Origin of the sequence: Burkholderia pseudomultivorans (assembly GCF_001718415.1) — a bacterium.
Taxonomy (GTDB): domain Bacteria; phylum Pseudomonadota; class Gammaproteobacteria; order Burkholderiales; family Burkholderiaceae; genus Burkholderia; species Burkholderia pseudomultivorans_A.
Genome location: NZ_CP013377.1, coordinates 1118701 through 1134614 on the forward strand (window position 1 = coordinate 1118701; position 15914 = coordinate 1134614).

General features: G+C 68.1%; 16 protein-coding genes. 15 read left to right on the forward strand and 1 reads right to left on the reverse strand.

Annotated features, from left to right (window positions below):
• Window positions 1-121 precede the first annotated feature (121 nt).
• Together WS57_RS04745 and WS57_RS04750 are read left to right on the forward strand one after the other, a co-directional pair.
• Complete coding sequence (locus WS57_RS04745) at window positions 122-328, forward strand: hypothetical protein (protein ID WP_009690594.1); 207 nt, start codon at window positions 122-124, stop codon at window positions 326-328.
• 324 nt (window positions 329-652) lie between these two features.
• Window positions 653-1594 carry an IclR family transcriptional regulator gene (locus WS57_RS04750; protein ID WP_059518691.1) on the forward strand — a complete coding sequence of 314 codons (942 nt, stop codon included), beginning with the start codon at window positions 653-655 and terminating at the stop codon, window positions 1592-1594.
• Between the two features lie 896 nt (window positions 1595-2490).
• On the opposite strand, the gene WS57_RS04755 is transcribed toward WS57_RS04750, so the two are convergent.
• On the reverse strand, window positions 2491-3570 hold the full coding sequence (locus WS57_RS04755) for a porin (protein ID WP_040131495.1): 1080 nt from the start codon (window positions 3568-3570) through the stop codon (window positions 2491-2493).
• Window positions 3571-4004: 434 nt separating this feature from the next.
• Between WS57_RS04755 and WS57_RS04760 the strand changes: the two genes are divergently transcribed.
• From WS57_RS04760 to WS57_RS04820, 13 genes are all read left to right on the forward strand, one after another.
• Complete coding sequence (locus WS57_RS04760) at window positions 4005-4322, forward strand: non-heme iron oxygenase ferredoxin subunit (protein WP_006396774.1); 318 nt, start codon at window positions 4005-4007, stop codon at window positions 4320-4322.
• A 1-nt stretch (window position 4323) separates the two neighbouring features.
• Window positions 4324-4635 carry a recombinase-like helix-turn-helix domain-containing protein gene (locus WS57_RS04765; protein ID WP_009692515.1) on the forward strand — a complete coding sequence of 104 codons (312 nt, stop codon included), beginning with the start codon at window positions 4324-4326 and terminating at the stop codon, window positions 4633-4635.
• 46 nt (window positions 4636-4681) lie between these two features.
• A complete protein-coding gene (locus WS57_RS04770; protein WP_009692516.1) occupies window positions 4682-5752 on the forward strand; it encodes an aromatic ring-hydroxylating oxygenase subunit alpha in 1071 nt (356 codons plus the stop codon).
• A complete protein-coding gene (locus WS57_RS04775; RefSeq protein ID WP_069243811.1) occupies window positions 5745-6515 on the forward strand; it encodes an SDR family oxidoreductase in 771 nt (256 codons plus the stop codon). Before WS57_RS04770 ends, WS57_RS04775 begins: the two co-directional genes overlap by 8 nt.
• Before the next feature lie 28 nt (window positions 6516-6543).
• Window positions 6544-7071, forward strand: a complete 528-nt coding sequence (locus WS57_RS04780) for a cupin domain-containing protein (RefSeq protein WP_009692519.1) — start codon at window positions 6544-6546, stop codon at window positions 7069-7071.
• Window positions 7072-7089: 18 nt separating this feature from the next.
• Window positions 7090-7977, forward strand: a complete 888-nt coding sequence (locus WS57_RS04785; protein WP_069243812.1) for an alpha/beta fold hydrolase — start codon at window positions 7090-7092, stop codon at window positions 7975-7977.
• Complete coding sequence (locus WS57_RS04790) at window positions 7974-8828, forward strand: IclR family transcriptional regulator (protein ID WP_040131503.1); 855 nt, start codon at window positions 7974-7976, stop codon at window positions 8826-8828. The genes WS57_RS04785 and WS57_RS04790 overlap by 4 nt, the downstream gene beginning before the upstream one ends.
• Window positions 8825-9622 (forward strand): SDR family oxidoreductase, encoded by a 798-nt coding sequence (locus WS57_RS04795; protein WP_059517485.1) that lies wholly within the window; start codon window positions 8825-8827, stop codon window positions 9620-9622. The genes WS57_RS04790 and WS57_RS04795 overlap by 4 nt, the downstream gene beginning before the upstream one ends.
• On the forward strand, window positions 9615-11282 hold the full coding sequence (locus WS57_RS04800) for a thiamine pyrophosphate-binding protein (protein WP_059604101.1): 1668 nt from the start codon (window positions 9615-9617) through the stop codon (window positions 11280-11282). Before WS57_RS04795 ends, WS57_RS04800 begins: the two co-directional genes overlap by 8 nt.
• Window positions 11275-12102 (forward strand): aspartate dehydrogenase, encoded by an 828-nt coding sequence (locus tag WS57_RS04805; RefSeq protein ID WP_040131509.1) that lies wholly within the window; start codon window positions 11275-11277, stop codon window positions 12100-12102. Before WS57_RS04800 ends, WS57_RS04805 begins: the two co-directional genes overlap by 8 nt.
• Before the next feature lie 77 nt (window positions 12103-12179).
• Window positions 12180-13670: an aldehyde dehydrogenase gene (locus tag WS57_RS04810; RefSeq protein WP_069243813.1), complete on the forward strand. Its 1491-nt coding sequence runs from the start codon at window positions 12180-12182 to the stop codon at window positions 13668-13670.
• An 18-nt stretch (window positions 13671-13688) separates the two neighbouring features.
• The gene (locus tag WS57_RS04815; protein WP_009694768.1) at window positions 13689-14651 is read left to right on the forward strand and encodes a VOC family protein; all 963 of its coding nucleotides are present in this window, start codon (window positions 13689-13691) and stop codon (window positions 14649-14651) included.
• Window positions 14648-15892, forward strand: a complete 1245-nt coding sequence (locus WS57_RS04820; RefSeq protein WP_069243814.1) for an NAD(P)/FAD-dependent oxidoreductase — start codon at window positions 14648-14650, stop codon at window positions 15890-15892. Before WS57_RS04815 ends, WS57_RS04820 begins: the two co-directional genes overlap by 4 nt.
• The last annotated feature ends 22 nt before the right edge of the window (window positions 15893-15914 follow it).

Below are 15914 nucleotides of genomic sequence, written 5' to 3' on the forward strand. Positions count from 1 at the left end.
TGCGTCGCAACATTCCTTGACTAGACTATCGAATGGCTGAAGCGCGCCGATGTCCGGCGCAAGCCTTTTCGACATGCCCCGTGCGTTGCCGATGCAATGCGGACGGGCAGGAGCACACCGCGTGACCGTACTGGACCCATCCTTCGAACCCTCGCTGCACGTCTTCGAACAAGACGGCGGATGGCAATGGGCGCTGACGGTGAAGCGGGCGACCGGGGTCGGCGTCAAGGTCGTGGCGTTCAGCCGGGAAGGCTTCCGGGGCGAGGCCGAAGCGTACGCGGCGGGCCAGCGCGCCCGTGCCGAGTACGACGCCGCCGTGATCGCCTGAGCGCGGCGCCCGCTTCGGGTGGCGGCGCAACCGGCGCGCGCCGGGTTCCCGTATACGCGCACACGAGGCGGCCGCCGGCGCACTGCGCGCGGCCCGTGCGCGTTCGATGCGGCCTGCGGTGGGCAGTCCCGTCTATCGCTGATATCCTTTCAATCGCGTCAGCCTATGCGGCCGGCGCCGCGTCGCGCCGCGCACCGTCGGTCGGCGCGAGCGGCCCGCGAGCCGGATCGTGTTGATCCGGCCGAAGCGGCATTCCATAATCCTTCATCGCGGATATCTCTTGAACGAATTCATTTCGTCCATGTGCACTGGGGCAACACTACGATGAGCGGCGTACCGAAACTGCCGGCACGGCGGGCCAGCGCATCGCGCGCGACGGCCGGCGAGGCCGCCGGCGACGCGCCGCCGCACGCGGCGGCCGACGACGAGTCGTCCGGCGGCGCATCGTCCTATCTGGTGCCGGGGCTCGAGCGCGGGCTGCGGATTCTCGCGGAATTCTCCGCGCGCGAGCCGGTGCTCGGCGCGCCCGAACTGTCGAAGCGGATCGGCATCCCGCGCACGACGACGTTCCGGCTGCTGCAGACGCTCGAGGCGCTCGGCTTTCTCGAACGCGTGAACGGCGACCGTTATTTCCGGCTCGGCGTCGGCGTGCTGCGGCTCGGCTTCGAATACCTGAATTCGCTCGAACTGACCGATCTCGGTACGCCCGTGCTCGAACGGCTGCGCGACGCGACCGGTTTCTCGACGCACCTGCTGATCCGCGACCAGCGCGATGTCGTGTTCGTCGCGAAAGCGCAGAGCAATGCGTCGATGTTCGGCTCGGTGAAGGTGCATGTCGGCACGCGGCTGCCGGCGCACGCGACGGTCCACGGCCACGTGCTGATGGGCGACCTCACGCGCGACGCACTGCGCCAGCTCTATCCGGAAAAACGGCTCGAACAGTTCACCGAGCGCACGCCGGGCACCGTCGACGAACTGTACGAACGCGTGCGCCACTATGCGCGGCTCGGCTACGCCGTCAGCGAGGCCGCGTTCGAAAGCGGCATCTCGGCCGTCACCGCGCCGGTGCGCGACCATTCGGGTTCGATCGTCGCGGCGATCACGGCGACGGTGCCGCGCTCGGAGATCGGCGAGGCGGGCGAGAAGGAGCGGCTTGTCGAGCTGGTGTGCGGTGCGGCGGTCGATCTGTCGCAGCGCCTGAACTATCGTCCGCTCGAGAGCGATCCGACCTTCGCGCATGCGCGCCACAAGGTCGCGATGTTCTGACTGTGCCGACGCGGCTCGGGCGCGTCGCGCCTCGCGCGATGAACGAACAACGGCTCGCGTGAACCGACTCCCGGGACTGGGATAGGCTGCGCATGCGGCTCAACCAATGAAGGCCGGGCCCTGTCTTGTACAGGGCCCGGCCTTTTTGTTGTGCGCCCAGCATGGGCGCACTCCTGCGGGTGAAAGTCCCGCCATAAGCTGGTCATGGCGAATGAAGTGAAGCGCAACTGCATGAGGGCGACCGAGTGTGGGGAGGAAGCGTGGAGCGTAAATCGCGAGCCGATGGACAAGAACCGTATAGAAGGCGCTGCCGAGCAGGGCGAGCGGGCAACAAACCGCAAAGCTCTCGTGACCAAAGCGAAGCGGCGTAAATACGGCGGTTGTGCGATGAAGGAGTGCGTTCTTACCTGGGGAGATCTCGCCTTGTGCCTGAAAGGGCGACGGTGCAGACCGGAGCGAGAAGTCAGCAGAGGCCGTAGTAGTGAGGTGGTGTGGCCGGGAAGGCTAAAGCTGCCAGCGAAGGGCCGAAGGAATGGGAGGGCAAGCCCTCTGGTTCTCGGAAGTGAATAGCCTCAGATGTTCGCGTAAGTGAAGCTCGCCGAACGGTGGATAGGGTGAAGCCCGACAGGCCCAGGCAGCGAGGAATCAGTTTCGGTGAAGCAGACAACAGCGAACCTGGGTGTCGGGTCGGGAGCAACACAAGCCCGGCAACCTCAACCATTCCAACCGCCCGGTGCGGACCCGCATGCCGGGTGGTGTGGGAGGGGATCGGTCAGGTTAACTGACCGCCCCTATCCCGATTCGGGCATCCGGCCCGGTCGCGGCCGCTCGACGCGGCGCACGCGTAACCGGCCGGCGCGCCCGCAGAGCCCGCAACGACGCGCGCCTGCGCGACCTCAGAACGAGTGGTGGATCCCGGCCAGCACGACGACCTGGTTCGCGGTGCTCGACACGCCGGCCGTGAAGAACGCCGCGTGCGCGCCGCCCGAGGCATGCTCGTACAGCACGTTCGCGTAGAGCTGCGTGCGCTTGGACAGCGCGTAGATGTCGCCGAGCTCGAACTGCGTCCAGCGGCGGCCCGACAGCGTCGTCGTCGCGGCGCCGCCGGCGATCGTGTTGAATGCGCTGCTGCGATAGTTCACGCCCGCGTCGTAGCTCTGGAACGTGTCGGAATAGCCGTTCGACTGCATCTTGGTGCGCGTGTAGAGGCCGTGCACGAGGAAGTCGCCGAACTGGTACGACGCGCCCGCGCCGATGTTCTCGACCTTGTTCGCGATATAGCCGTTCGCGGTGTTCTGCCCCTGGAACGAGGCGATCCCCGTCTGGCTGATCAGGATCGAGCGATCGTGCTCGTTCGAATAGACGGCGGACGCCTTGAACGGGCCGTTTGCATAGTTCAGCGCGACGCCGACCGACTTGCCGGTCGAGAAGTTCGTCGTATTGCCGAGCGCCATCGTCGCCGCGGCCGAGAAACCGGCGAAGCTCGGCGAGCGGTACTTGACCGAATTGTTGTACGGCACGTTGCCGGTCGCCGCGAGCCCGTCGATGTTGCCGGGGTGGAACGCGTACCAGCTCATCGCGAGATAGGCGGTGCTGAGCGGATCGAGATAGTCGAACGACAGCGGCGTCTGGCGGCCGAGCGTCAGCGTGCCGTAACGCTCCGAGCTGAGGCCGACGAATGCCGCGCGATTCCAGATCGTGTTCGCGGTCGCGAACTGGCCGTTGTTCGTATAGAAGCCGTTTTCGAGCTGGAAGATCGCCGACAGGCCGCCGCCCAGATCCTCCTTGCCTTTCAGGCCCCAGCGATCGGGCTGCGTATTGCCCTGGATCATCGCCCATTTTGCGTGCCCGCCGGCGTTGTTGACGTACGCAATGCCGGCATCGAGGCTGCCGTACAGCACCACGCTGCTCTGCGCCCATGCGCCCGACACGGCGCCCATCCCGATGACTGCTGCTGCTACCGCATGCTTGACCATGTGATCTCCTGACTCTCCAACCGAATGAAAACGAGCCGTGGCGGCGCGCGAAAGGACGACCAGCCGTCACGCGGTTCCACTGCCGGATGGGCTTTTTATTGTTCCATATAAGGAACGATGTGCCTCTGATGGAATGGAGTATAGAGGCGGTGGATGGCTGGAAAAAAATAAATTTTTCGGGTCGGAAGCATTCGAAAGCGATGCAAGCCGGCGGCGCGGGATGTCGGCCAGGAGGCCGTAAATCCTCGTAGTAGAAGAAAAAAGCACGCACGGCGCACGGCACTCGGGCGACCGCCGATTTGTCGGTCGGTGTTTTCCCTAGGACGAGCAGCTTTTTGTTTTGCTCGTGGAAAGTCGCTCCTATAATCACCATCCATAAACTGATGTTCCTGATATGGAACAAATCGAGAGTCGATCAGAAGGAAGGGTGTGAGATGTCTGAACAATGGGTTTGCGCCGGACACGCCGGCGCGCTGTCGGAAGACACGCCGATCGAGTTCAAGCGGACCGACGGCGTCGAGATCGGGATCTATCGCGTCGGCGACGAGGTGTATGCGCTCGAGAACGTATGCCCGCATGCGTACGCGCTGCTGACGCAGGGCTTCGTCGACGAGGGCACGGTCGAGTGCCCGCTGCACGAGGCCGTGTTCGACATCAGGACGGGCGAGTGCCTGAAGGGGCCGGGCGGGCGGGCGCTGAAGCAGTACGCGGTGCGCCTCGCCGGCGAGGAAATCCAGATCAAGGTGGAATGACATGAAAGAAGCGACCGTCAACTTCAACCCGTTCCTGAAGCCGTGGGTGGCGCCGCAGCCGAACAACGTCGCGGGCAAGGGGCAGATCGAGATCCCCGGTCAGGTCGAGAACCGCGTCTGGCAGACCCGCAAGGCCGAGCCGACGCAGTACGAGAACGACCTCGGCGACGCGCTCGAACGCGTGTTCGAGTCGGGCGCAACCGAACTGGACGATGTCGTCGCGGGCCTGAACCGCATCGGCTTTCGCACGCCGGACGGCGCGCCGTGGACCGCCGAGCGCTTCCGCGCCGAAATGGCCTCGCTCGCGGAATGACCGCGCCAAGCGCCGACCCGACGACAACCGCATCCGGAGCACACTGATGACGTCCCCCGCACAACACGCTTCCCAACACGACCCGGTCCGTGCCTATCTCGACCGCGGCATCAAGAACTTCTGGTATCCCGTCGCGCCGAGCTGGCAGGTGTCGAACGCGCCGGTGGGCCTGACGCGCCTGTCCGAGCAGATCGTGCTGTGGCGCGACCAGGACGGCAAGGTTCACGCGCTCGAGGATCGCTGCCCGCACCGCGGCGCGCGCCTGTCGCTCGGCTGGAATCTCGGCGGCAATCTCGCCTGCTGGTACCACGGCATCGAAGTCGACGGCAGCGGCACGGTCAACAAGGTGCCGGCCGTCGCGAACTGTCCGCTCGAAGGCACCCGGTGCGTGAAGTCGTACCCGGTCGAGGAGAAGGCCGGCGCGATCTTCCTGTGGTTCGGCGACGAAGCGCACGCGGAGCCGGCGCCGCTGAACCTGCCGGAGGAACTGGTCGCCGACGAATACGCGCACTTCCTGTGCGTGTCGAACTGGAAGTGCAATTACCAGTACGCGATCGACAACGTGATGGACCCGATGCACGGCGCGTACCTGCACGCGACCTCGCACTCGATGGCCGAAGGCGACAAGCAGGCCGAGATGCGCGTGCGCAAGACGGAAACGGGCCTGATGTTCGAGAAGATCGGCCAGCGCGACGTGAACTTCGACTGGGTCGAGCTCGGCGACACGGGCTGCCTGTGGATGCGCCTCGCGATCCCGTACAAGCAGAAATTCGGCCCGGGCGGCAGCTTCGGGATCATCGGCTTCGCGACGCCGGTCGACGACGACCACTGCCAGGTCTATTTCTGGCGCACCCGCAAGGTCAGCGGCTGGCAGCGCGACGTGTGGCGCTTCATGTACCGCAACCGCCTCGAAGGCCTGCACTGGGACGTGCTCGAGCAGGACCGCTACGTCCTCGAAAGCCTCGCGCCGAATGCGCGCGATCACGAATACCTGTACCAGCACGACGTCGGCATCACGCGCGTGCGCCGGATGCTGCGCCAGCGCGCGCAGGAACATCTGTCCGCGCTCGACGCGCACCGCGCGGCGCAGGCCGCATCGGAGCCGGCGAATGGCTGAGCATGCACCGGTCGTGTCGCTCGCGGGGCGCCGCGTGCTCGTCACCGGCGGCGCGCGCGGTCTGGGCGCGGCGTTCGTGAAGGCGCTCGTCGAAGCGGGCGCGCAGGTCGCATTCGGCGACGTGCTGGCCGACGAAGGCCGCGCGCTCGCCGCGCAGCTCGCGCAGGCGGGCCATACCGCGCATTTCGTCGCGCTCGACCTTGCCGATCCGGCCAGCGTCTCGGCCTTCGTCGAGCAGGGCGCGGCCGCGCTCGGCGGCATCGACGGGCTGATCAACAACGCGGCGATCACGAACTCCGGCGGCAGGCTGTCGACGGAACTCGACGTGTCGACGTGGGACGCGGTGATGAACGTCAACGTGCGCGGCCTGTGGCTCGTCAGCAATGCGGCGCTGCCGCACCTCGCGCAGTCGGGGCGCGGCGCGATCGTGAACCTCGCGTCGGACACCGCGCTGTGGGGTGCGCCGAAGCTGCTCGCGTATGTCGCGAGCAAGGGCGCGGTGATCGCGATGACGCATGCGCAGGCGCGCGAGTTCGGCGCACACGGCGTGACGGTCAACGCGATCGCGCCGGGGCTGACCGAAGTCGAGGCGACCGCCTACGTGCCGGCCGATCGCCACGCGTACTACCTGCAGGGCCGCGCGCTGACGCGCGCGCAGGTGCCCGGCGACGTGACGGGCCCCGTGCTGTTCCTGCTGTCCGACGCCGCGCGCTTCGTGACGGGTCAACTGCTGCCGGTCAACGGCGGCTTCGTAATGAATTGATGTTTTCACTCTGAGGAAGGAGAGGACGATGGCGGACGCCGATCTCGAACGCAAGTCGTGGGACCAGCCGGAAGGCGCAAGCTTTGGCGACTGGATGGAAGGGCGCGTCGCGCGCTATGCGACGCGTCGCTACGACTGGGACGCGCTGAAGTTCCAGGCCGACTACGACCCGAAGTACCGCCGCGCGCAGATGCGCTATGTCGGCACCGGCGGCACGGGCGTCGCGAAGGACGTCAACACGGTGCCGGCGGGCAACTTCACGTTCTCGACGATGGTGATTCCGGCCGGCAACATCGGCCCGAGTCACATCCATATCGACGTCGAGGAAATCTTCTTCGTGCTGCGCGGCAAGATGAAGGTGATCTGCGAGCGCGACGGCGAGACCTGGGAAGCGATCCTCGGCGAGCGCGACCTGATTTCGGTGCCGCCGGGCGTGTACCGCACGGAGATCAACATCGGCGAGGAAGATGCGCTGATGTGCGTGATGCTCGGCTCGCCGAAGCCGATCACGCCGACCTATCCGCCGGATTCGCCGCTCGCGAAGATCAAGCGTTGACACGGAGCGAGCGAAGCGATGAGTGTCGTCGAAAAACGTGAGCGCGACCGGTTCGCGACGCTGCTCGGGCAGTTTCCCGAGCAGCGCTGCGCGGCCGGTGCGGCGGGCACGATCGGATACCGCGAGGCCGGCGCGCAACAGGCCGGCCGCACGCTGCCCGTCGTGCTGCTGCACGGGATCGGCTCGGGCGCCGCGTCGTGGGTGTGCCAGCTCGATGCGCTCGGCGCGTCGCGCCGCGTGCTCGCGTGGGATGCGCCCGGCTACGGCGTATCGACGCCCGTGAACGGCGCGTCGCCGGCCGCCGCCGATTACGCGGCGTCGCTGAACGCGTGGCTCGACGCACTCGGCATCGAACGCTGCGTGCTGGTCGGGCATTCGCTCGGCGCGATCGTCGCGGGCGGCCTGGCCCGCGTGATGCCCGCGCGGATCGCCGGCCTGCTGCTGATCTCGCCCGCGGGCGGCTACGGCAGTGCGCCCGCCGAAACGCGCGAATCGCGCCGCGACGCGCGCCTCGCGATGCTCGCGGAGCTCGGCCCGGAAGGGCTCGCAGCGCAGCGCAGCGGCAACATGCTGTCGGGCTTCGCGAGCGAGGATGCACGTGCATGGGTGCGCTGGAACATGGCGCGCATCGTGCCGGCCGGCTATGCGCAGGCCACGCACCTGCTCGCGAACGCAGATCTCGCGACCGATCTCGCCGGCTTTCGCGGCCGCACGGCGGTGGCGGTCGGCGCGAACGACGCGATCACGCCGCCCGCCGCGTGCGAGCGGATCGCCGCGGCCGCGCGGGTCGGGCTGCAGGTGATTCCGCAGGCCGGCCACGCCGGCTACGTGGAAGCGCCGGCCGTCTATTCCGCGCTGATCGACGCGTTCTGTCGTCAGTGCGACCGGCAGTGGGGGCTGGCATGAGCGAACCGCTGCAAAAGGAAGTGGAAGGCGCGAAGAGCGAGGCCAACTACGTGGTGCCGGGCCTCGAGCGCGGCTTGCGGATCCTCGCCGAATTCTCGCCGCGCGAGCCGGTGCTCGGCGCGCCGGAACTGTCGAAGCGGCTCGGGATTCCGCGCACGACGGTGTTCCGTCTGCTGCAGACGCTGGAATCGCTCGGCTTTCTCGAACGTGCGGACAAGGATCGCAACTACAAACTCGGCATCGCGGTGCTGCGGCTCGGCTTCGAATACCTGAGCTCGCTGGAGCTGACCGATCTCGGCCTGCCGGTGCTCGAAAGCCTGCGCGACGCGACCGGCTTCACGACGCATATCGTGATCCGCGACGGCCGCGACGTGGTGTTCGTCGCGAAGGCGCAGAGCCAGGCGGCGGTGTTCAGCTCCATTCGCGTGAACGTCGGCACGCGGCTGCCTGCGCATGCGACGACGCACGGCCACGTGCTGATGGGCGACCTGTCGCTGAAGGAACTGCGCGCGCTGTATCCGGAAGGCGTGCTGCCGCGGATGACGAGCGCGACGCCGGAAACGGTCGAGGCGCTGTACGAAGTGATCCGCGAGGATGCGCTGCGCGGCTACGGCGTCAGCAATTCGTCGTTCGAGCGCGGCATCTCGGTCGTCACGGCGCCGGTGCGCAACGACACGCAGAAGATCGTCGCGTGCATCACGGTGACGGTGCCGCGTCCGGAGATCGACGACGCGCTGATCGCGGACGGATTGATCGACAAGGTGCAGCGCGCGGCGGCGGAACTGTCGCGAAGACTCAATTATCGCTCGGATGACGAGCACACGTTTCTCAAGGCTTTAGGACTCCGATGATTCAGATCGATCTGGGCGGGCAGGTGGCGGTGGTGACGGGCGGCTCGTCCGGCATCGGCCTCGCGACCGCCGAACGGTTTCTGCAGGCGGGTGCGTCGGTCGCGATCTGCGGCCGCGACGGCGAACGTCTCGCGCGCGCCGAGGCGATGCTCGGCGAAAAATATCCGGGTGCGCCGCTGCTCGCAGTGCGCTGCAACGTGCTCGACGAAGCCGATGTCGCCGCGTTCGCGCAGGCCGTGTCGGCGCGCTTCGGCTGCACCGACATGCTGGTCAACAACGCCGGCCAGGGCCGCGTGTCGACCTTCGCCGACACGACCGACGACGCATGGCGCGACGAGCTGGAGCTGAAGTACTTCAGCATCATCCGCCCGACGCGCGCGTTCCTGCCGATGCTGCGCGACGCGGCCGCGCCGACGATCACCTGCGTGAACTCGCTGCTCGCGCTGCAGCCGGAGCCGCACATGGTCGCGACGTCGTCGGCGCGCGCCGGCGTGCTGAGCCTCGTGAAGTCGCTCGCGAACGAGCTCGCGCCGCAGCGCATCCGCGTGAACTCGATCCTGATCGGCATCGTCGAGTCGGGGCAGTGGCGCCGTCGCTACGAAGCGCAGGCACAGCCCGGCGAAAGCTGGGAGGACTGGACGGGCGCGCTCGCGCGCAACAAGAACATACCGCTGAACCGCTTCGGCCGGCCCGACGAGGCCGCCTGGGCGCTCTTTTATCTCGCAACGCATCTGTCGTCCTACACGACGGGCAGCCATATCGACGTTTCTGGAGGCTTTGCACGCCATGTCTAAAAAAACCACGGTTGGCGAGCTGATTGCCGCCTTTCTCGAGCAGTGCGGCGTGAAGACCGCATTCGGGGTCATCTCGATCCACAACATGCCGATCCTCGACGCGATCAACTCGCGCGGCAACATCCGCTACGTCGGCGCGCGCGGCGAAGCCGGCGCGGTCAACATGGCCGACGGCCTGGCCCGCGTGTCGGGCGGCCTCGGCGTCGCGTTCACGAGCACCGGCACGGCGGCGGGCAACGCGGCCGGCGCGATGGTCGAGGCGCTGACCGCCGGCACCGCGCTGCTGCACATCACCGGCCAGATCGAGACGCCGTACCTCGACCAGGACCTCGCATACATCCACGAAGCGCCGGACCAGCTGACGATGCTCGACGCGATCTCGAAGGCCGCATACCGCGTGCGCACGGTCGAGACCGTGCTGCCGACGATCCGCGAAGCGGTGCGCGTCGCGCAGACCGCGCCGACCGGCCCTGTCTCGGTCGAGATCCCGATCGACATCCAGGCGGCCGAGATCGAATGGCCGGAAGACCTGGCGCCCGCGCACGTCGCGGTGCGCGAGCACGACAGCGCACGCGTCGCGAAGCTCGCCGACGCGCTGGCCGCGAAGCGCCGCCCGCTGCTGTGGCTCGGCGGCGGCGCGCGTCACGCGCGCGCCGAAGTCGAACGCCTCGTCAAGCTCGGCTTCGGCGTCGTGACGAGCGTGCAGGGCCGCGGCGTGCTGCCCGAAGATCATCCGGCCACGCTCGGCGCGTTCAACGTGCATGCGGCGGTCGAAGCGTTCTACAAGACCTGCGACGCGCTGGTCGTAGTCGGCTCGCGGCTGCGCGGCAACGAAACGCTGAAGTACAAGCTTGCGCTGCCGCAGCCGCTGTTCCGCGTCGATGCCGACGCGCTTGCCGACAACCGCGGCTATCGCAACGAACTGTTCGTGCACGGCGATTCGAAGCGCGTGCTGGCCGAGCTGGCCGACCGCCTCGAAGGCCGCCTGTCGGTCGATCCGCAATTCGCGGTCGATCTGGCCGCCGCGCGCGAGCGCGCCGTGGCGGACGTGTCGGAAGGCCTCGGCCCGTACAAGGCGCTGGTCGACACGCTGCAGGCCGCTGTCGGCCGCGACTACAACTGGGTGCGCGACGTGACGATCTCGAACAGCACGTGGGGCAACCGCCTGCTCAAGATCTTCGAGCCGCGCGCGGGCGTGCACGCACTCGGCGGCGGCATCGGCCAGGGGATGCAGATGGGCATCGGCGCGGCGCTCGCGGGCGCGGCGGCGAAGACGGTCTGCCTGGTCGGCGACGGCGGCCTGATGGTCAACGTCGGCGAGCTCGTGACGGCCGTGCAGGAAAACGCGAACGTGATGATCGTGCTGATGAACGACCAGTGCTACGGCGTGATCCGCAACATCCAGGACGCGCAGTACGGCGGCCGCCGCTGCTTCGTGCAGCTGCACCAGCCCGATTTCGCGCAGTTCTGCGCGAGCTTCGGCCTCACGCACTACCGCATCACGTCGCTCGACCAGGCCGAGCAGATCGTGCGCGAAGGGCTGGCGAAGGAAGGCCCGGTGATGGTGGAAGTCGACATGCTGTCGGTCGGCTCGTTCGCGTCCGCGTTCGCGGGCCCGCCGGTCAAGAAGGAAGCGCCCGAGGAGCGCCAGTATGCGTAACGGACACGCACACGGGCACGCGCCCGTCGACGTCGCGATGATCGGCTTCGGCGCGATCGGCGCGGCCGTGTACCGGGCGGTCGAGCACGACGCGTCGCTGCGCGTCGCGCACGTGATCGTGCCCGAGCACCAGCGCAGCGCCGTGCAGCGCGAGCTGGGCGAGGCGGTGGAGGTCGTGTCGTCGGTCGACGCGCTGGCCCGCCGTCCCGAGTTCGCGCTCGAATGCGCGGGCCACGGCGCGCTGGTCGACCACGTCGTGCCGCTGCTGAAGGCCGGCACCGATTGCGCGGTTGCATCGATCGGCGCGCTGTCCGATCTCGCGCTGCTCGACGCGCTGTCGCAGGCTGCCGACGAGGGCGACGCGACGGTGACGCTGCTGTCCGGCGCGATCGGCGGCATCGACGCGCTGGCCGCCGCGCGGCAGGGCGGGCTCGACGAGGTGCTGTACGTCGGCCGCAAGCCGCCGCTCGGTTGGCTCGGCACGCCGGCCGAGGCACTGTGCGACCTGCGCGCGATGACCGAAGAGAAGGTGATCTTCGAAGGCACCGCGCGCGATGCTGCGCGGCTGTATCCGAAGAATGCGAACGTCGCGGCGACCGTCGCGCTCGCAGGCGTCGGCCTCGATGCGACGCGCGTGCGCCTGATCGCCGATCCGGCCGTCACGCGCAACGTGCACCGTATCGCCGCGCGCGGCGCATTCGGCGAGATGTCGCTCGAAATGAGCGGCAAGCCGCTACCGGACAACCCGAAGACGTCCGCGCTGACCGCGTTCAGCGCGATCCGCGCGCTGCGCAACCGTGCGGCCCGCTGCGTGATCTGACCGGGCGATCGAACCGCGCGCCCGTTCTTGCCACGGCGAGGGCGGGTGCGCAGAGACAGACTTGTGGGACTTGTGAAATGACTCCATTCGATACGAGCCTCGTGCCCAACGGCGACATCCTGATCGGCGGCGAGTGGCGGCGCGGCCGTGGCGCGCCTTACGCGAGCGTTTATCCGGCCGACCAGTCGCTGAACATGGAAGTGTCGACGGCCGACGCGCAGGACGCGGCCGAAGCCGTCGAGGCCGCCGATGCCGCATGGCGCCGCGCCGACTGGGCCGGGCTGAAGCCGCATCAGCGCGCGCTGGTGCTGTACCGCATCGCCGATCTGATCATGCAGCGCCACGAGGCGCTCGCGAACCTGCAGCGCCGCGACAACGGCAAGCCGATCGGCGAGACGCGCGTGCTGGTGGCGAGCGCGGCGAACACGTTCCGCTACTACGCGGCGTGCCTCGAAACGCTCGACGAAGACCTGACGCCGTCGCGCGGCGACTATCTGACGATGAGCGTGTACGAGCCGATCGGCGTGATCGCCGCGATCACGCCGTGGAATTCGCCGATCGCGTCCGACGCGCAGAAGCTCGCACCCGCGCTTGCGGGCGGCAACGCGGTGGTGCTCAAGCCGGCCGAAGTCACGCCGCTCGCGTCGCTCGCGCTCGCGCGCATCTGCGAGGAAGCCGGCGTGCCGAAGGGCGTGCTCAGCGTGCTGCCGGGCAAGGGCTCGGTGATCGGCGACGTGCTGGTGCGTCATCCGCTCGTGAAGAAGGTGTCGTTTACGGGCGGCACCGAAGTGGGCCGCGGCATCGCGCGCATCGCGGCGGAGAAGCTGATGCCGGTGTCGCTCGAACTCGGCGGCAAGTCGCCGACGATCGTGTTCGACGACGCCGACCTCGACCACGCGGTCAACGGCGTGCTGTACGGCATCTTCAGTTCGTCGGGCGAGGCGTGCATCGCGGGTTCGCGGCTGTTCGTGCAGCGTTCGATCTACGACACCTTCATGCAGCGCCTCGTCGAAGGCGCGCGCCGGCTGCGCGTGGGCGACCCGTCGCGGCCCGACACGCAGATGGGGCCGCTGATCACCGCGAAGCATCGCGAATCGGTGGAGCGCTACGTGGCGCTCGGCCTCGAGGAAGGCGGCCGGCTGCTGTGCGGCGGCGAGCGGCCGTCGGGCGACGGGCGCGAGCATGGCTTCTTCTACCAGCCGACGATACTCGAAGGCTTGCCGAACAGCGCGCGCATCTGCCAGGAAGAGATCTTCGGGCCGGTGCTGGTCGCGATGCCGTTCGACGACGAGGCGTCGCTGATCGCGCAGGCGAACGGCAGCGTGTTCGGCCTGGCCGCCGGCATCTGGACGCGCGACTACAAGCGCGCATGGCGCACCGCGCGCGCGCTCGAAACCGGCACCGTGTGGATCAACACGTACAAGCTGTTCTCGATCTCCACGCCGTTCTCGGGCTGGAAGGAGAGCGGGATGGGCCGCGAGAAGGGGCGTCTGGGCATCCGCGAGTACATGCAGCAGAAGAGCCTCTACTGGGGCTTGAACGACGCGCCGCTGCCGTGGGCGAACTGAGCGAAGGGGAATCACGCAATGAGCATTTTGGGTATCGAGCAGATCACGTACGGCGTCGACGATCTTGACACGTGCCGGCGCTTTTTCGCCGACTGGGGCTTGAAGGAAGTCGCGCACGACGACACGCGCGCGCGCTTCGAGACGATGAACGGCTGCACCGTGCTGGTCGTCAAGGCCGACGATCCGGCGCTGCCGCCCGCATTCGAAGCGGGCCCGACGCTGCGCGAAGTGACGTGGGGCGTCGCCACGCAGCAGGAACTCGACGCGCTGCGCGACAAGCTTGCCGGCCAGCCCGGCTATTACGCGCACGACGATGCGCTTGGCTGCATCGATCCGAACGGGATGGCGATCCGCATCGAGGTCACGCGCAAGCGTGCGCTCGACATCACCGGCTCGCCGTCGAACGTGTGGGGCCGGACGCTGCGCGTCGACCAGCCGAGCCCGATCTATCCGCGCGCGGAACCGGTCGAGGTCGGCCACGTGGTGTTCTTCACGAACTGCCTCGATGCGCAGGAAAGCTTCTATCACGACCTGCTCGGCTTCGAGACTTCCGATCGCTATCCGGGCCGCGGCGCGTTCATGCGCTGCGCGCCGCACGGCGGCCATCACGACCTGTTCCTGCTCGCGCTGCCGAACGGCAAGCGCGGCCTGAACCACGTCGCGTTCACCGTGCGCGACATCCACGAGGTGTTCGGCGGCGGCCTGCATATCGACCGCTGCGGCTGGGAAACGCAGCTCGGCCCGGGCCGTCATCCGGTGTCGTCCGCGTACTTCTGGTACTTCCAGAATCCGGCCGGCGGCCTGATCGAGTACTACGCGGACGAAGACGTGCTGACGCCCGACTGGCAGCCGCGCGAATTCGAGCCGGGCCCGACCGTGTTCGCCGAATGGGCGGTGGACGGCGGCCTCGACGGCAACACGCGCCGGCAGAAGCAAGCGAAGGCGCCGGAAGGCAAGTTCATGACGGAGCGCAAATCATGAGTGACGCGAACCCGCAGGAACCGGCCGCACCGGGCACGGTCGTCGTGATCGGCGGCGGGCAGGCCGCCGGCTGGGTGCTGAAGACGCTGCGCGCGGAAGGCTACGCGGGCCGCCTCGTGATGATCGCCGACGAACCGCATCTGCCGTACGAGCGTCCGCCGCTGTCGAAGGCCGTGCTGGCCGGCGACGCCGACATCGAGACCGTGCGCGTGGTGCGTCCCGACGAATTCGACGCGCTGAACGTAGAGGCATGGCAGCCGGAACGCGCAGCATCGATCGATCGTGCGCGCCGCGTGGTGAAGACCGCGAGCGGCCGCGAGATCGAATACGACCGGCTCGTGATCGCGACCGGCGGCACGTCGCGCCGCTTGCCCGACGCGATCGTCAATACGCCGAACCTGCAGTACCTGCGCACGCTCGACGAGGCGGCCGCGCTCGGCGAGAAGCTGCGCGCCAGCCGGCGCGTGCTCGTGATCGGCGGCGGCTGGATCGGGCTCGAAGTCGCGGCGACCGCGCGCAAGCTCGGCGTCGAGGCGGTGGTCGTCGAAGGCGCGCCGCGGCTGTGCGGGCGTTCGGTGCCGCAGATCGTGTCGGATTTCCTGCTCGACCTGCATCGCGCGAACGGCGTCGACGTGCGGCTCGGCGCGGCGCTCGCGTCGCTCGATGCGCAGCCGGACGACGCGTCGAAGGTGCGCGCGACGCTCGCCGACGGCACGACGATCGACGCCGATTTCGCGGTGGCGGGGATCGGTCTCGCGCTGAATGCGTCGCTCGCGAGCGACGCGGGGCTGGTCGTCGACGACGGCATCGTCGTCGACGAATTCGGTGCGACGAGCGACCCGGCAATCTTCGCGTGCGGCGACGTCGCGAACCATCACAACGGCTGGCTGAAGCGGCGCGTGCGGCTCGAATCGTGGGCGAACGCGCAGAACCAGGCGATCGCGGCCGCCAGGGCGGTGCTCGGCGTGCGCGCGCCGTATGCGGAGATTCCGTGGTTCTGGTCCGATCAGTACGACGTGAACCTGCAGATCCTCGGCGATCTGCCGGCCGACGCGCGGCTCGTCGTGCGCGGCGATCTCGCCGCGCGACGCGCGACGCTGTTTTTCGTTGGCGATGCACATGTGAGAGGTGTGATCGCCATCAACAACGCGCGTGAGCTGAAGCTCGCGCGCAAGTGGATGAACCAGGGCCGGGCGGTGGACATGGAAGCCCTGGCAGACACGACCAAGGCGCTTGCCTGACCGACAGGCCCACACGAGATCC

What these genes read in the sequence shown, in the direction of transcription:
- WS57_RS04775 (WP_069243811.1), top strand. Translation starts at nt 5,745, where the DNA reads ATGGCTGAGCATGCACCGGTCGTGTCGCTCGCGGGGCGCCGCGTGCTC.
- WS57_RS04765 (WP_009692515.1), top strand. Translation starts at nt 4,324, where the DNA reads ATGAAAGAAGCGACCGTCAACTTCAACCCGTTCCTGAAGCCGTGGGTG.
- WS57_RS04820 (WP_069243814.1), top strand. Translation starts at nt 14,648, where the DNA reads ATGAGTGACGCGAACCCGCAGGAACCGGCCGCACCGGGCACGGTCGTC.
- WS57_RS04770 (WP_009692516.1), top strand. Translation starts at nt 4,682, where the DNA reads ATGACGTCCCCCGCACAACACGCTTCCCAACACGACCCGGTCCGTGCC.
- WS57_RS04800 (WP_059604101.1), top strand. Translation starts at nt 9,615, where the DNA reads ATGTCTAAAAAAACCACGGTTGGCGAGCTGATTGCCGCCTTTCTCGAG.
- WS57_RS04760 (WP_006396774.1), top strand. Translation starts at nt 4,005, where the DNA reads ATGTCTGAACAATGGGTTTGCGCCGGACACGCCGGCGCGCTGTCGGAA.
- WS57_RS04815 (WP_009694768.1), top strand. Translation starts at nt 13,689, where the DNA reads ATGAGCATTTTGGGTATCGAGCAGATCACGTACGGCGTCGACGATCTT.
- WS57_RS04795 (WP_059517485.1), top strand. Translation starts at nt 8,825, where the DNA reads ATGATTCAGATCGATCTGGGCGGGCAGGTGGCGGTGGTGACGGGCGGC.
- WS57_RS04755 (WP_040131495.1), bottom strand. Translation starts at nt 3,570, where the DNA reads ATGGTCAAGCATGCGGTAGCAGCAGCAGTCATCGGGATGGGCGCCGTG.
- WS57_RS04810 (WP_069243813.1), top strand. Translation starts at nt 12,180, where the DNA reads ATGACTCCATTCGATACGAGCCTCGTGCCCAACGGCGACATCCTGATC.
- WS57_RS04790 (WP_040131503.1), top strand. Translation starts at nt 7,974, where the DNA reads ATGAGCGAACCGCTGCAAAAGGAAGTGGAAGGCGCGAAGAGCGAGGCC.
- WS57_RS04780 (WP_009692519.1), top strand. Translation starts at nt 6,544, where the DNA reads ATGGCGGACGCCGATCTCGAACGCAAGTCGTGGGACCAGCCGGAAGGC.
- WS57_RS04785 (WP_069243812.1), top strand. Translation starts at nt 7,090, where the DNA reads ATGAGTGTCGTCGAAAAACGTGAGCGCGACCGGTTCGCGACGCTGCTC.
- WS57_RS04805 (WP_040131509.1), top strand. Translation starts at nt 11,275, where the DNA reads ATGCGTAACGGACACGCACACGGGCACGCGCCCGTCGACGTCGCGATG.
- WS57_RS04750 (WP_059518691.1), top strand. Translation starts at nt 653, where the DNA reads ATGAGCGGCGTACCGAAACTGCCGGCACGGCGGGCCAGCGCATCGCGC.